This is a genomic window from Occultella gossypii (genome assembly GCF_019947135.1).
In the GTDB taxonomy this organism is placed as follows: Bacteria; Actinomycetota; Actinomycetes; order Actinomycetales; family Beutenbergiaceae; genus Occultella; species Occultella gossypii.
This window is the reverse complement of sequence record NZ_JAGSHT010000002.1, coordinates 87,134-101,316: the sequence shown is the minus strand read 5'-3', so window position 1 is coordinate 101,316 and position 14,183 is coordinate 87,134. Positions and strand designations below refer to the sequence as shown.

Below are 14,183 nucleotides of genomic sequence, written 5' to 3'. Positions count from 1 at the left end.
TCTCCTCGTTCATGCCTCGGGCGACAACGACGTCACTCCGACGGCTCTCCGCACGGCCGGACCTCGTTGCCCAGCCGCCTGTCCGGGACACTATTGAGTACCGCGGGATGCGTCAAGTACTTCCGGACCTTTGCGGACCTATGAAAATTACTTCCGCAATCTCCGGATCAGGACAACACGTCCTTCGTGCCGAACCGACCGTGGGCGAGCGCGCCGAAGAACGCGACGTACCCGGCCTGGAGCAGCGCGTTTTCGGTGAACGACGTCCACACGACCGGCTCCCGGAGCAGGTCGGCGAACGCGAGCCAGTGGTGCGTGAAGAGCCACGGGTGCAGCCAGGCGAGCTGGTCCAGCTGGCCGAGCACCTGCGCGACGATCGTGAGCACGGCAACGGCGGCCATGGCGCCCACCCCGGCGTCGGTGAGGGTCGAGATGAACAGCCCGACGGCGGCCAGCCCCAGCATGCAGATCGTCACGTGCGCGCCCACGAGCAGGGAACGGACGACGGCGTCACCGACGCCGATCGTGTCGCCGGAGAGCAGGGTCGCCTCCCCGGTGCCGAACAGCACCGCGCCGATCACCCACCCGGTGAGCAGCACCGTGCCGCTCGCGGCCAGGCAGAACGCGACGGTGGAGAGGTACTTCACCAGGAGCAGCCGCACCCGGCCGGCCGGGGCGACGAGGAGGTAGCGCAGCGTGCCGAGGCTCGCCTCCCCGGCGATGGTGTCCCCGGAGACGACGGCGACGGTCAGGGGCAGGAACAGCGGCGTCGTCAGCACGAGCGCGGTGATGGCCACGAACATGCCGTTGTTGGTCACCTGGTCCAGGAACGGCGGGCCCTCCCCCGGCCCCGGCGGTTCGGAGGAGAGTCGCACCACGACGGCCATGAGCACCGGGATCGACGCCAGTGCGGCCAACATCGCCCAGGTGCGCCACCGTCGGAACAGCACTCGCAGCTCCGAGGCGAGCAGGGCTCCGCCATGGGTCCGGGCGCGGGCGGTGTCGGAGTCAGCGGGCAACGTCGAACCCCTCCCCGGTCAGGGCCACGAACCGGTCCTCGAGACTGGGCCGCGCCACGTCGAAGCCCCGCACCCGCACCCCGGCGGCCACCAGCGCCGCGACGAGATCCTCGGCGGCCGGCCCGTCGTCGGGCAGCGGCGCCTCGACCACGACCTCCCCCGCCCGGGGCCGCAGGGCCGGGCCCGCCTGCGCCGCGTCCAGCCCGAGGCGAGCGAACTCGGCGACCGTCCGATCGCCGTCGGGCGTCTCGACCCGGACCACCCGCGCACCGGTGCCCCGCAGGTCGTCCAGGCTGCCCTGGGCGACGAGCGAGCCGACGTGCATCACGGCCGCGTGCGTACAGATCTGCTCGACCTCGGCGAGCAGGTGGCTCGAGACGAACACGGTGGTGCCCTCGGCGGCCACGGCACGGATGAGCGAACGCACCTCGCGGGTGCCCTGCGGGTCGAGTCCGTTCGTGGGCTCGTCGAGCACGAGCAGGTCGCGCGGGGTGAGCAGGGCGGCGGCGATACCGAGGCGCTGCTTCATGCCGAGCGAGTAGGCGCGCGCCCTCTTCCTGGCGGCGTGCGTGAGGCCGACCCGGTCCAGCGCGCGGGCGACCCGGGCGTCGCGGGTGGCGGGATCGGCGCGGGCGTCCGCCGAGTCGAGTCGGCGCAGGTTGTCCGCCCCGGACAGGAACGGGTAGAACGCGGGGCCCTCGATGAGCGCCCCGACCCGCGGCAGGGCCTCGGCCAGCTCGGTGGGCACGTCGTTGCCGAGGAGGCGGGCGTTCCCGCTGGTGGCTGCGGCCAGGCCGAGCAGGACGCGGATCGTGGTGGTCTTGCCGGAACCGTTCGGGCCGAGGAATCCGAACACCGAGCCACGGGGCACGGCCAGGTCGATGGCGTTGACGGCGATCTGGTGGCCGAACCGCTTGGTCAGGCCGGTCGTCGCGATCGCGAGGTCGGCGGCGTGGGGGTCCGCCTCATCCGCGGCGGTCGCAGTCTCGCTCACTCAGCGGCCGCGGCCTGGAGCCGCTCGAGCGGCACCGCCCCGACAAGGACCCTGCCATCGTCGGCGATCAGCACGTTCACGAGGTCGGTGCCGAGCAGGCGACCCCCGTCGACGGCGGTGGTCAGCTGCGCGAGCAGCGGCTCGCTCGTGATGCCGCCGCCGTCGGCGTCGAGGATCGCGACCGACTCCCAGCCGCTCCCGACCACGGTCGGCTCCGGGTGTTCGGCGGCGTCGCGACCTTGATCCTCCGCCGGCGCAGCGATCTCCTCGACCTCGGCGCCGGCCGGCGGGGTGAACTCGAACAGGTCGGCATCGGGGGCTCCTCGATCGAGCGAGGTGTAGCCGATCTGGAAGGCGGGTGCGTCCGCGCCGCGGGCGGTGACGCTCACCCGCAGCGGTTGACCGGTCTCACCGTCGACGGCGATCGCCACCTCTCCCACGAGCGTCGCGTCGGTGCGTGGGGTCAGGACGAGGTCGTAGGCGGCGCGGCCGGCGACCTCCACGTCCTCTCGGACACTCAGTTCGGTGCTGGGGCCGACGGCCTCGATCACCTGGTCGGCGACCTCGTCCGGGGTGAACCGCTGGTCGGGGGTGGCAGTGCGGTCGTCGGCAGGGACGGTCGCGTGGGTGACGGCGTTCTCGTCGGAGTCATAGACCCAGACCTCGTCGCCGTTGACGATGACGTCGCGCTCACCGAAGCTCTCGAACACCTGGAGCCGGGCCTGGTCCTGCTCGCCGACGAACACCCGGCCGCTGTGATCACTGGTGAGCGCCTCGAGGGCGGCGGTCACGGCGGCGGCATCACCGTCGGCGTCCGGGAGGTCCATGCCACCGGGCAGCTGCGGCAGGCCGAGGTCGGAGGTCTGTTCGAACTCGCCGGAGAACGGTTGGTGGTCCCGGTCGGCCAGAAGCGTCAGGACGTCCTCAGGGGTGCGTTCGGGCAGTTCGTCGGCGCCCGCCTGCGCGGCGAACGCAACCGAACCGGCGACCACGAGCGGGACCGCCGCGGCCGGTAGCCAGCGGGACCAGGTGCGTGCCATGAACATTCACTCCCTCGAAGATTTACGTCTGGTTCGACGGTACGTCGCGTGGGCGACGATCACCAGCGCATCGGTGCGGAGGATCTGTGTGGAGGGCGTCGGATCGCGCTCATGCGCCCGGCTCGCCCGCCCGGCGCGCCACCCCATGGAGCGCCTGGTCGACGAGCCGGGGGGCGAGCGTCTCGTCGAACGGCACCCGGAGCACGAGCATCCGATGGTAGACCGCGCCCCACAACTGATCGACGATCACATCCAGGTCGACGCCCTCGCGCAGCTCGCCTCGGTCGCGGGCGATCCGGAGCCGGACCCGGGCGAGCTCGCGGCGCGGGAGCGCGTAGCTCTCCGACCACGCGCGGCCCAGCTCGGGGTCCAACTGCGCCGCGCCGATGAGTTCGGAGACCGGCCGAGCTGCCCCTGCGACCGTGAGCAGCCGCACGAACGCGGTCAGCTGGGCCGTCAGGTCCGCTTCCAGGTCGCCGGTGTCGTGGAAGTCGAGCGCCTCCTCGCTGCCGGCGAAGTACGCCTCGGCCGCGAGCGCGCCGGGTGAGGGCCACCACTTGTAGAGGGTCATCTTGCTCGACCCGGCCTCCCGTGCGACCCGGTCGAACGTGACCGCCGGTAGACCCTCCTCGAGGAGGACGCGAGCCGCTGCCTCGAGCACGCTCGCTCGCACCTCGGCCGCCGGCCGCCGTCCCCGGCCGCGCCGGGGCGCCTCTGGACCCGTCATCGGTCACGCTCCCATCTGGACAGGGTGTACATTTCCATGTCACCATGAAATGGACAAGTGGTCCACATACTAGCGAGAGGTTCGAACCATGACGAACAGCGCGGATCGGGTCGCGATCGTGACCGGAGGCTCGGGTGCCATCGGCAGCGTCAGTGCCACCCGCCTGGCCGCGGACGGCCTCGCCGTCGTCGTGCACTACGCAGGTGGCCGCGGGCGCGCCGACGAGGTGGTCGCCGCCATCCGGGCCGATGGCGGCCGGGCCGTCGCCGCCGGTGGCGATGTGGCGGACGAGACGGAGATGGCGGACGTCTTCGATGTCGCCGAAAGGGCGTTCGGCGGCGTCGACGTGCTCGTCCATACGGCAGGCATCATGCCGCTGGCGCCGATCGCACAGATGGACCTGGACACCTTCGACCGGGTTCAGCGCATCAACGTCCGCGGGACGTTCGTGGTCGACCAGCTCGCGGCCCGCCGCCTGCGTGCGGGCGGGGCGATCATCAACCTGTCCACGTCGATCACCCGGCTCCAAGCCCCGACGTACGGCGCCTACGCCGCCTCGAAGGGGGCCGTGGAGGCGTTGTCACTCATCCTCGCCCGGGAACTGCGGGGCCGGGACATCACGGTCAACGCCGTGGCGCCCGGCCCGACGGCGACGCCACTGTTCTTCGAGGGAAAGAGCCAGGAGCTGATCGACCGGCTCGCGGCCGCGAACCCGATGGAGCGCCTCGGCACCCCCGAGGACACCGCCGAGGTGATCGCGTTTCTCGCCGGCCCGGCCCGGTGGGTGAACGGCCAGGTGCTCTACGTCAATGGTGGCGCCGCCTGAGCGCACGCGTCAGTGGGCAGTGCGCTTCGGCCTGACGCGCAGCGCGCAGCGCGCTTCAAACTGACGCTGAGGGACGTTATCATCGTCATATGACGATGCTGGATCGCAAGGCGGACGCCGCCCCGCCGCAGGACCTGGCGCCGGCGGCGGCGCTGTTCCACGGCCTGTCCGACCCGACCCGGTTGGCGATCCTGCAGCACCTGACACTGGGCGAGCACAAGGTCCGTGACCTCACCGAGCACCTCGGTCTCGCCCAGTCGACGGTCAGCGCGCACCTCGCCTGCTTGCGCGACTGTGGGCTCGTGTCATCCCGGCCGCAGGGTCGCGCCTCGATGTTCTCGCTGAGCACCTCCGCCGCGCTGCTCGATGTGCTCGCGAGCGCAGAACGCCTGCTCGCGGCCACCGGATACGTCGTGACCCTGTGCCCGAACTACGGCATCGGCACCACCTCGAACCCGGCCCCGGCGGACCTGCGTGCCCACCCGAACAGGGCACCCTGACCATGGGCCAGCACAATCACGCACACCCGCCGACCACGCACCGCGGGCGGTTGGCGATCGCGTTCGCGATCACCGCCACCATCCTGGTCTCCCAGGTGATCGGCGCCCTGATCACCGGGAGCCTGGCGCTGCTCGTCGATGCCGGCCATATGGTCACCGACGCGGGCGGCCTGCTCATGGCCCTGCTGGCCGCGACCCTGATGGCCCGGCCGGCGACCTCCCGGCGCACCTGGGGCTGGCGCCGCATCGAGATCCTCGCTGCCGGCGCGCAGGCGGCACTCCTGTTCGCGGTCGGCATCTATGCCCTGATCGAGGGTGTCCGGCGGCTCCTCGAGCCACCCGAGATCGGTGCGACCGGCACGCTCATCTTCGGCATCATCGGCCTGGCCGGGAACGTCGCCGCCATCGCCGTCCTCAGTACCGGCCGCGACGCGAACCTGAACATGCGGGCGGCGTTCCTCGAGGTGGTCAACGACGCGCTCGGCTCGGTGGCCGTGATCGTCAGCGCGCTGATCATCGCCTTCACCGGGTGGACCCGGGCCGACGCGCTCGCCGGCATCGCAATCGCCGTCCTGATCGCACCCCGGGCGCTCGCGGTCCTGCGCACGGCCGGCCGCGTACTCCTGGAGACCACACCCGAAGGGCTCGACCTGGACGATGTGCGCGACCACCTCCTCGCCCAGCCGCATGTGCAGGGCGTGCACGACCTGCACGCCTCGCAGATCGCCACCGGGCTGCCCGTCCTGACCGCCCACATCGTCCTCGACGACGAGTGCTTCCAGGACGGCCACGCGCCCCGCATCCTCGACGATCTCCAGGCCTGCGTCGCCGAACACTTCGACGTCGAGGTGCAGCACTCGACGTTCCAGCTCGAGCCCTCGACCCACTCCGGACACGAGCATGGTATGCACGACTGAGCCGGCCGCCGTCGAGCGAGACCGCCGGCGCGCCCTCAGAATGTGCACATGCGAACGGTTGGTGTGGAGGAGGAACTGCTGATCGTCGACGGCGAGACGGGGGTGGCCATGTCGATGTCGCCCGCGGTGCTCCGGCCGTTCGGCGGAGCGGCCGGCAACGACGGCGGCGGATCCCTCGTCGGCGAGCTCCAGCGCGAGCAGCTCGAGACGGACACACCGCCGCGCGCGAGCATGACAGATCTGCTCGCTGACCTGCGGACGTGGCGCCGTACGGCGGATCTGGCGGCGCGGGCAGCGGGTGCTCGCGTCGCCGCGCTCGCCACTTCCCCACTCCCGGTCCAACCCTCGACCGCGCCGAAGCGCAGGTACGAGGAGATGGTGGAGCGGTTCGGCATGTCCGCCTCCGACCTGCTCATCTGCGGCTGCCACGTGCACGTGCAGATCCACTCGCCGGAGGAGTCCATCGCGGTCCTCGACCGGATCCGCGTGTGGTTGCCCGCGCTCCTGGCCATCAGTGCGAACTCCCCGTTCGCGCACGGCCGGGACACCTCCTACGCGAGCTACCGCAGCCAGGCGATCACCCGGTGGCCGTTGTCCGGACCCACGGATGCGTACGGGTCGGCAGAGGCCTACGAACGGATGATCTCGGACGCACTGGCCACCGAGGTGCTCCTCGACGACGGCATGCTCTACTTCGACGCCCGCGCCTCCCGCCGGTACCCGACGGTCGAGGTGCGCGTGGCGGACGTCTGCCAGGACGCCTCCGACGCGGTGCTGGTGGCAGCACTCAGTCGTGCCCTGGTGGAGACGGCGGCACGGGACTGGACGAACGGCCACCCGGCCCCGGCCGTGCCGACCCGCATGCTGCGGCTCGCGACCTGGCAGGCCGCGCGTCACGGACTCGAGGGCAACCTCCTCGATCCGGCCACGTACCGGCCCCGGCCGGCCGCCGACGTGATCGACACGCTGCTGGCCCACGTACGGCCGGCACTCGAGGACAGCGGCGACGCGGACCTCGTCCACGACTCCCTGGCAGAACTGCGCGAGCGGGGCAATGGTGCGCGCCTGCAGCGCCGCACCCTTGAGCGGACCGGGGACCTGGCCGAGGTGGTCGCCGCGGCGGCACGCCGGACGGCGGGGCATGAGTGAGCGCGCTCCACGAGGTCGATGTCACGGCTCCCGGGTGGGGTCGCCGACGGTGCGGGCGCGGCTGGGTCTACCTCGACGCCGAGGGGAAGCGCATCGCAAGCGGCGCCCTCGTGGCCCGGTGCCGTGGTCTGGCGATTCCGCCCGCGTGGCGGGACGTGTGGATCTGCCCTGACGAGCTCGGTCACATCCAAGCCGTCGGAACGGACGAGGCCGGCCGGCGACAGTACCTGTACCACCCGGTGTGGCGGGCCGAGCAGGACGCAGCCAAGCACGAACGGGTGCGTGAGATCGCCGACCGCCTGCCGGCGGCCCGTCGGAACGCGCGACGCGACCTGCGCCGACCCGGCATGCCACGCGAGCGGGCCCTCGCCGTCGCGTTCCTGCTCCTGGATCGGGGCCTGTTCCGGATCGGCAGCGAGGCCTACACCGCCGACAACGGCAGCTTCGGCCTGGCGACCCTTCTCAAGGAACACGTCCGGATCACGAGGGCGGGGATCGCCGTGTTCGACTACGTCGCCAAGTCCGGTCAGCACCGGCACGTCGAGATCGACGACTCCGAGGTGGTCGATGCCGTCCGGGTCCTGCGCCGCCGACGCGGCGGCGGCGGCGAGCTCCTCGCCTACCGCGAGGGATCGGCACATCGAGGTCCCTGGCGCGATCTGACCAGCGTGGACATCGGCGGCTACGTCAAGCGTCGCCTCGGGCAGGACGCCACCGCGAAGGATTTCCGCACCTGGCACGGCACTGTCCTGGCCGCGGTCACGCTCGCCCGGCATGGTGGGTCCGAGTCCGCCACCGAACGCGACCGGAGCGTGCGTGAGGCCGTGTCCGAGGTGGCCGAGCGACTCGGCAACACCCCGGCGGTGAGCCGATCCGCGTACATCGACCCCCGGGTCCTCGAGGCATACGAGGATGACACCGTGCTCGCGAGTCTGCCGGTGCCGGACGCATCGCCGGCCACGCCGGCGCCGCCGCGGATCGAAGCCGCCGTGCTCGAGGTACTCAACTCCGGCGAGGCCACCTCGTGAATCCTCCGCGTGCGTGGCCGGCCGGGCTGACTTAGCGTGGCGAGACGGACCCACAGCGGGTACGACACGAGATGGAGGTCTGACATGGGCATCGACGACAAGATCAGCAACGCTGCCGAAGAGGCCAAGGGCAAGGCCAAGGAGGCCGCGGGCGACGCCACCGACAACGAGCGTCTCCAGGCCGAGGGCAGGGCCGACCAGGCCCAGGCCAATCTGAAGAAGGCCGGCGAGAACGTCAAGGACGCCTTCAAGTAGGAGTTCCGGCCTCTGCCGGGCCCGCGGGGTGCAGACCCCCCGCGGGCCCTTGCTTTGCGTCTTGGGCAACGCGGGACGACCGAGCCTAGTTCCGGTCGTCCGCCTGGCAGGCGGCACATGCCGAGCACCGGCATCCGGTGGACCGCGCCCGGAGCACCTCGGCCATGGTGTGTCCGGCCCGGCTACCGCCTCCATCGTGACCAAGCCGGTCGTCCTGACCGTGTGTGTCCGTTCCGGTCGGCGGCGGGGTATCGACGATGTCGACCAGTTCGTTCAACTGCGTCGCCTCGAGGAGGAACCGTACGAGCGCGGGCGGATCGATCATCCGCACCCGGCCGGGCAAGCGGGTCGCCAACAGAGCCAGGGCCGCCATCACCGCCGAGTCCATGTACGTGACCTCGCGGGTGTGGACCTCGAGCTGCCCACCTCGTTCCAAGACCTGCTCGACGACGCAGGTCAGGCGATTGTTCATCGCGATGTCCACCTCACCGCGGAACACCAGACGTGTCGCGACCTCCGAGACGTGCAGGCTCACCGAGCCCACGCCTCCGGTGTGGTCACCCCTCGAAGTTTCAAGCGCTGCCATCTCGTGTCTCCCGCCCGTCGCCAAACGTGGCGTCGCCGGGGACAGGAGCGACATGAGACCGTCGCGTCGGACGCGCGGTGCTGAGTTGATAATACGACGGGCCTGCTCGTGCACACAACGGCTCGGCCGGGCGCCAGGACTGGAGATCCGTGCGGTCAGCGGCTCCGGGCTCATCAGCTCCCGTCCTCCCGACGTGCGGGAAGGGTCGCCTGGATGAACCGATGCGTTCCGGATGCGCCGACGACCATCCGGGGTCATGCTTCTGGCACGCCCCTGATCGCTCGGGGGCGTCGGACCGCCATCGGCGGGTTCGTCAACGGCGCGCCCGGACCCGCACGCCTCAAGGTGAAGACCTCAGGGACAGACCGGGAGATACGACCGTGACAGATCAGAACCGACCCTATGAACCGAGCGCCGGTACGTCGGACGCTCTACCTCCGACGTACCCGCCGGACCCGGGCACCACACCGTTGCGGGACGCGCCGGCGCCGTCCGCCGACGATCAGGGCAGCGCGAAGGAGGAAGTGACCCGAGTGGCGTCGGAGGCCGGCAACCGCGCCCAGGACGTGAAGGATGTCGCGACCGAGCAGGCGCGCGACGTGGCCCGGACCGCGAGGGACCAGGTCAAGGACTCCGCCGCGGAGGCGCGATACCAGGCCCGGAGCCTGTTCGAGCAGGCCCGCCGGGAGGTCACCGACCAGGCCGATGGCCAGCAGCAGCGCCTCGCCGGCGGGCTGCGCTCCTTCTCCTCCGAGCTCTCCTCGATGGCGGACGGCAGCCAGGAGCAGGGACTCGCCGGCACCGTGACGCGTCAGGTGGCCGACTACCTGGAGCGGGCCGGTGACTGGCTGGAGCAGCGCGACCCGGCGCAGACACTGGACGAGGTCTCCCGGTACGCGCGCCGGCACCCGGGCACGTTCATCGCGATCGCCGCAGGGCTCGGCGTCCTCGTCGGACGCGTGGCCCGCAGCGCCAAGGACGCCAGCGACGACGATCAGGCCGACACGGGTCGGGCCGACACGGGTCGGGCCGACACGGGTCGCGCCGACACGGGTCGCGCCGACACGGCGCAGCCGACCGGCCGCGCCGCGGCCGGCCCCGTGCGGCGGTCGGTGAGCGTCGAGCGGACCGTCGTCACGCCGCCGTCCACTGGTGCCGAGCCGGCGAGTACCGGACCCGCGGGTAGCGCAGCCGCGGGCATTCCGGACTGGCGGCCGGTCGGTGGCGCGACCGGCGCCCCGCTCAGCACTCCCCCGGGTGGGGCGGCATGACCGCCCCGAACGAGCCTTCGGCGCGCGACGAACGGTCCATCGGCGACCTCTTCGGCGACGTGAGCAGGGATCTGTCCACGCTCATCCGTCAGGAGGTGGAACTCGCGAAAGCGGAGGTCCAGGACTCGGCGCGGCGCGCAGGCAAGGGCGCGGGCATGTTGGGAGGAGCGGCCTGGTCCGCGAACTTCCTGCTGCTGTTCCTGTCCCTTGCCGTGTGGTGGGCCCTCGGGGCGATGATCGGCGAGGGGGACGACCTACCCGCTCTCGGCTGGTCCGCGCTGATCGTCGCCGCCTTCTGGGCGATCGTCGCGCTCATCCTGGCGCTCGCGGGCAAGAAGTCGCTCGAGTCCGTGGAGGGGATCCCGCAGACCGCAGACACCGTGAAGAAGATCCCCGACGCCCTGAAAGGACACGAATCATGAGCACCGACCCGGACCGCATCCGCTCCGACATCGAGCAGACTCGCGCCGACCTGAGCAGTGACGTCGACGCGCTCACCGACCGGGTGAGCCCGAGCCGGATCGCCGAGAGACAGACCGACAAGGTCAAGAACGCCGTGAGTAACGCCAAGGAGAAGGTCTTCGGCGCCGCCGAAGACGCCCGCTCGTCCGCCTCGGAGTCGGCCGGGAACGCCGCGGACTCAGTGTCCGGGGCGGCCCACGTTGCCGCCGACCGGATCGGCGACGCGCCACACCTGGTCAAGGAGAAGGCGACGGGCAACCCGTGGGCGGCCGGCCTGATCGCGTTCGGCGCGGGCCTGCTCGCCGCATCGCTCATCCCGGCCAGCCGTCAGGAACAGGAGCTGGTCACCCGGGCCAAGGACTCGAACGTCGTGCATCGGGCCACCGACGAGGCCAAGTCGATCGCGCAGGAAGTGGGCGAAGATCTGAAACAGCCCGCTCGGGAGGCCGCCCAGGCGGTCAAGGAGACTGCCATTGAGGGTGCCCAGGACATCAAGGAGACCGCCGTCTCCGGAGCCGAGGAGGTCCGCGACTCGGGTCGGGAGGCCGCCCAGGACGTGCGCGGCGAGGCCGAGCAGTCCCGCGACCGCCTGCAGGGTTCCTGATCCACCCCGCCCCGTGGGCTGGTGCGCCGGCCCACGGGGCGCCGTCCCCGCCATGAGGTTTGCGATGCCACAGCACACCCGCCCCGCCGCCGACCACCGGGCGAAACCCGACTCCCCCACCGATCTGCGGAAACCGTCCTGGTTGTACATCCTGCGCCGCACGGTGACCGAGTTCCTCGACGACCAGTGCACCGATCTCGCCGCCGCGCTCACGTACTACTCGGTGCTCTCGATCTTTCCGGCGATCATCGCCCTGGTCTCCATCCTGAGCCTGGTCGGGCAGCAGGCCACCACCGAGCAACTCCTCGGCACCGCCTCCGATGCGGTCCCGGAGGAGGCGATGGAGACCCTCCGCCCCATCATCGAGACCCTCACCGACGCGCCCGCGCCTGGTCTGGGCCTGATCGTCGGCCTCCTCACGGCGCTATGGACCGCCTCGAACTACGTCAATGCGCTTTCGCGGGCGATGAACCGGATGTACGAGGTGCCCGAAGGCCGACCGATCTGGAAACTGCGTCCGCTCATGTACGTCCTGACCGTGGTGATGTTGCTGCTTGTCGCGGCCGCGGGCGTGATCCTCGTGGTGAGCGGGCCGGTCGCACGGGCCATCGGAGACGTCGCCGGGGTCGGGGCCACGGCCGTCAGCGTCTGGGACATCGCCAAGTGGCCGGTGCTGCTGCTCATCGTCATCGTCGCGCTCGCGCTGCTCTACTACGTCACCCCGAACGTCAAACAGCCGAGGTTCCGCTGGATCAGCATGGGCGCTGTGATCGCGATCGTGGTCGGCGCACTCGCCTCGCTCGGCGTGGCCCTGTACGCGGCGAACTTCGCCAGCTACGACGCCACCTACGGCGCGCTGGCCGGCGTGATCATCTTCCTGCTGTGGTTGTGGGTGATGAACCTGGCGCTGCTGTTCGGAGCGGAGTTCGACGCCGAGATGGAGCGCGGACGACAGCTCCAGGCCGGCATCGCGGCCGAGGCGGCGGTCCAGCTCCCGCTGCGGGACACCCGAGCCAGCGACAAGAAGGCGGTAAGGAAGAAGCAAGCGATCGCACGCGGTCGTGCCCTGCGCAGGTCGCGTGGCCGTGACGGCGACGAAGGCGGCAGCGAGACCTGACCCTTGGGTGACGAGCCGTCCGGCGACGACCAGCAGACCGATGTGGCGGGTGACGATGCTCGGCCGACCGTCAAGGACGCACGGTAGGCCGTGCACCGACGTACCCGCAGGGCACGGCGGCCGATCGCCACACACTGACACCGGGCCAACATCGGTTCCCGGAGGCCGATCGGCCCACGCGTGTCCCAGGTGGGCACCGCGTAAACTTGCACCCACTCACCCGGCACCTCACTTGCGGTCGTCGCGTCGGCAGGACACCACATCGCGTCCGCGGTTCGAAGGAGATCAACCTCGTGTATGACCACGCAGAGTTCGTCCGGACGACCTCCGAATTCGCCCAGAAACTCATCGAGCCGTACGAGGTCCATGAGGTGCTCGGCGATCTCGCGGAACGGACGTCGCAGTTGTTGGCGCTGGCAGGCGGCGGTGTCACGGTCGAGGTGGATGGCCGCGTGCGGGCCATCACCACGATCCCGGAGTGGCTTGCGGACCTGGGGCGACACCAGGAGGACACCCAGAAGGGCCCGTGCATCGACGCGTCCGCCACGGGCGCCGTGGTGGCGGTCGCCGACCTCCGAGCAGACACGAGATGGCCGGACTATCGCGCGGTGGCCGCGCGCATCGGCGTGCGGGCCGCCGCTGGGATCCCGATGCACCTCGGCGCTCACACGGTGGGCGCTCTGAATCTGTACGGCGCGGCTCCCCGCATCTGGGATTCCGAGGACCTGGCGGCTGCTCGGGTCCTGACCGATCTGGCGACCGGCTTCCTGATCAACGCCTCCTCCTACGCCAAGCAGGCACTGGTCACCGAACAACTGCAGCACGCCCTGGACAGCCGGATCGTGATCGAGCAGGCCAAGGGGATCCTCGCGGAAGCGCGCGGCCTGGAGGTCGCTCGGGCCTTCGAAGTGATGCGAAAGTACACGCGGGACCGGAACCTGAGGCTGGTCGAGGTCGCACGGGCGGTCGTGCACATGGGCCTGCGACCCTAACGCCGCAGCAGTCCCAGGCAGGCGGCCAGGTCCAGTACCGGCTGGCGCATCTCCTCGCTGAGGAAGGTCAGTGCCGCCTCGGACAGGTACCGGTTCTCCGAGGCGATCGCGTCCCCCGCGATCGCGACGTGCAGGTCCTCCGCGAACGCGGCCATCGCCGTCTGGGCGACACAACTGTGAGTGGACACGCCGCCGATGAGCAGATGACGCACACCGAGTTCTGCGATGACCTCGCCCAGACGGGTTCCGTGGAACGCGTTGTCACGCGTCTTGGCGATGTCGACGGCGTCCCCGATCATCAGCCCGTCGACGTAGGCCGCCTGCTCGGTGCCCGGGAACGCGAAGCCCTCGTCGTCCTCGAGCATGTTCAGAGTCCACGTGGATCGGTCGCGTGCGTGGATGGTCCGGACCAGGATCACCGGCAGGCCGGCGGCGCGCCCCGCACGGATGAGTTCGTTGGTGTGTTCGAGCAGGGCCGGCAGCGCGGCGGCGAGAGCGGGATCCTCGAAGTATGCGTTCTGCATATCGATGATGAGCAGAGCCGTGCCGTTCAGCGTCGCCAGCCCGTGCGTCTCAGGGCGCAGCCACGTGTGCCGCGGGTCATGGGTGTCGCCCGCGTGTTCCGTCATGACACCCAACGGTATGCGCGGACGGCGCCTCCCACACTCGGGGCGTGCGGAGATCAGGAATACGCGG

17 protein-coding genes are annotated in these 14,183 nt (G+C 70.9%); 11 read left to right on the top strand and 6 right to left on the bottom strand.

Annotated features, from left to right (window positions below; genetic code table 11):
- Positions 1–167: 167 nt before the first annotated feature.
- From KCQ71_RS01570 to KCQ71_RS01555, 4 genes are all read right to left on the bottom strand, one after another.
- The gene (locus tag KCQ71_RS01570; RefSeq protein WP_223402113.1) at positions 168–1,019 is read right to left on the bottom strand and encodes an ABC transporter permease; all 852 of its coding nucleotides are present in this window, start codon (positions 1,017–1,019) and stop codon (positions 168–170) included.
- Positions 1,009–2,013 carry an ABC transporter ATP-binding protein gene (locus KCQ71_RS01565; RefSeq protein WP_223402111.1) on the bottom strand — a complete coding sequence of 335 codons (1,005 nt, stop codon included), beginning with the start codon at positions 2,011–2,013 and terminating at the stop codon, positions 1,009–1,011. Before KCQ71_RS01565 ends, KCQ71_RS01570 begins: the two co-directional genes overlap by 11 nt.
- The gene (locus KCQ71_RS01560) at positions 2,010–3,053 is read right to left on the bottom strand and encodes a LolA family protein (protein ID WP_223402109.1); all 1,044 of its coding nucleotides are present in this window, start codon (positions 3,051–3,053) and stop codon (positions 2,010–2,012) included. The genes KCQ71_RS01565 and KCQ71_RS01560 overlap by 4 nt, the downstream gene beginning before the upstream one ends.
- 109 nt (positions 3,054–3,162) lie before the next feature.
- Positions 3,163–3,780, bottom strand: a complete 618-nt coding sequence (locus KCQ71_RS01555) for a TetR/AcrR family transcriptional regulator (RefSeq protein ID WP_223402107.1) — start codon at positions 3,778–3,780, stop codon at positions 3,163–3,165.
- A gap of 88 nt (positions 3,781–3,868) precedes the next feature.
- Here KCQ71_RS01555 and KCQ71_RS01550 point away from each other — a divergent pair, with 88 nt between their 5' ends.
- From KCQ71_RS01550 to KCQ71_RS01525, 6 genes are all read left to right on the top strand, one after another.
- A complete protein-coding gene (locus tag KCQ71_RS01550) occupies positions 3,869–4,606 on the top strand; it encodes an SDR family oxidoreductase (protein WP_223402105.1) in 738 nt (245 codons plus the stop codon).
- Between the two features lie 89 nt (positions 4,607–4,695).
- Positions 4,696–5,106, top strand: a complete 411-nt coding sequence (locus tag KCQ71_RS01545) for an ArsR/SmtB family transcription factor (protein WP_223402103.1) — start codon at positions 4,696–4,698, stop codon at positions 5,104–5,106.
- A 2-nt stretch (positions 5,107–5,108) separates the two neighbouring features.
- Positions 5,109–6,023, top strand: a complete 915-nt coding sequence (locus KCQ71_RS01540) for a cation diffusion facilitator family transporter (RefSeq protein ID WP_223402101.1) — start codon at positions 5,109–5,111, stop codon at positions 6,021–6,023.
- Between the two features lie 48 nt (positions 6,024–6,071).
- Entirely contained in the window at positions 6,072–7,172 is a 1,101-nt protein-coding gene (locus KCQ71_RS01535; protein WP_223402099.1) for a glutamate--cysteine ligase, read from the top strand.
- Positions 7,169–8,200 carry a DNA topoisomerase IB gene (locus tag KCQ71_RS01530; protein ID WP_223402097.1) on the top strand — a complete coding sequence of 344 codons (1,032 nt, stop codon included), beginning with the start codon at positions 7,169–7,171 and terminating at the stop codon, positions 8,198–8,200. The genes KCQ71_RS01535 and KCQ71_RS01530 overlap by 4 nt, the downstream gene beginning before the upstream one ends.
- An 84-nt stretch (positions 8,201–8,284) precedes the next feature.
- On the top strand, positions 8,285–8,455 hold the full coding sequence (locus KCQ71_RS01525; RefSeq protein WP_223402095.1) for a CsbD family protein: 171 nt from the start codon (positions 8,285–8,287) through the stop codon (positions 8,453–8,455).
- A gap of 85 nt (positions 8,456–8,540) precedes the next feature.
- Here the strand turns inward: KCQ71_RS01525 and KCQ71_RS01520 are convergent, their stop codons facing one another.
- Positions 8,541–8,990, bottom strand: coding sequence for an STAS domain-containing protein (locus tag KCQ71_RS01520; RefSeq protein WP_223402094.1), 450 nt, complete (start codon positions 8,988–8,990; stop codon positions 8,541–8,543).
- 431 nt (positions 8,991–9,421) lie between these two features.
- Here KCQ71_RS01520 and KCQ71_RS01515 point away from each other — a divergent pair, with 431 nt between their 5' ends.
- The 5 genes from KCQ71_RS01515 (at position 9,422) to KCQ71_RS01495 (ending at position 13,487) form a co-directional block, all read left to right on the top strand.
- The gene (locus KCQ71_RS01515) at positions 9,422–10,312 is read left to right on the top strand and encodes a hypothetical protein (RefSeq protein ID WP_223402092.1); all 891 of its coding nucleotides are present in this window, start codon (positions 9,422–9,424) and stop codon (positions 10,310–10,312) included.
- Positions 10,309–10,734, top strand: a complete 426-nt coding sequence (locus KCQ71_RS01510) for a phage holin family protein (RefSeq protein WP_223402090.1) — start codon at positions 10,309–10,311, stop codon at positions 10,732–10,734. The genes KCQ71_RS01515 and KCQ71_RS01510 overlap by 4 nt, the downstream gene beginning before the upstream one ends.
- Positions 10,731–11,378, top strand: coding sequence for a DUF3618 domain-containing protein (locus KCQ71_RS01505; RefSeq protein ID WP_223402088.1), 648 nt, complete (start codon positions 10,731–10,733; stop codon positions 11,376–11,378). The genes KCQ71_RS01510 and KCQ71_RS01505 overlap by 4 nt, the downstream gene beginning before the upstream one ends.
- 64 nt (positions 11,379–11,442) lie before the next feature.
- Complete coding sequence (locus KCQ71_RS01500) at positions 11,443–12,495, top strand: YihY/virulence factor BrkB family protein (protein WP_223402086.1); 1,053 nt, start codon at positions 11,443–11,445, stop codon at positions 12,493–12,495.
- A gap of 293 nt (positions 12,496–12,788) precedes the next feature.
- Entirely contained in the window at positions 12,789–13,487 is a 699-nt protein-coding gene (locus KCQ71_RS01495) for a GAF and ANTAR domain-containing protein (protein WP_223402084.1), read from the top strand.
- Here KCQ71_RS01495 and KCQ71_RS01490 read toward each other — a convergent pair.
- Positions 13,484–14,116, bottom strand: a complete 633-nt coding sequence (locus KCQ71_RS01490; RefSeq protein ID WP_223402082.1) for a cysteine hydrolase family protein — start codon at positions 14,114–14,116, stop codon at positions 13,484–13,486. The genes KCQ71_RS01495 and KCQ71_RS01490 overlap by 4 nt on opposite strands.
- Positions 14,117–14,183: the final 67 nt, after the last annotated feature.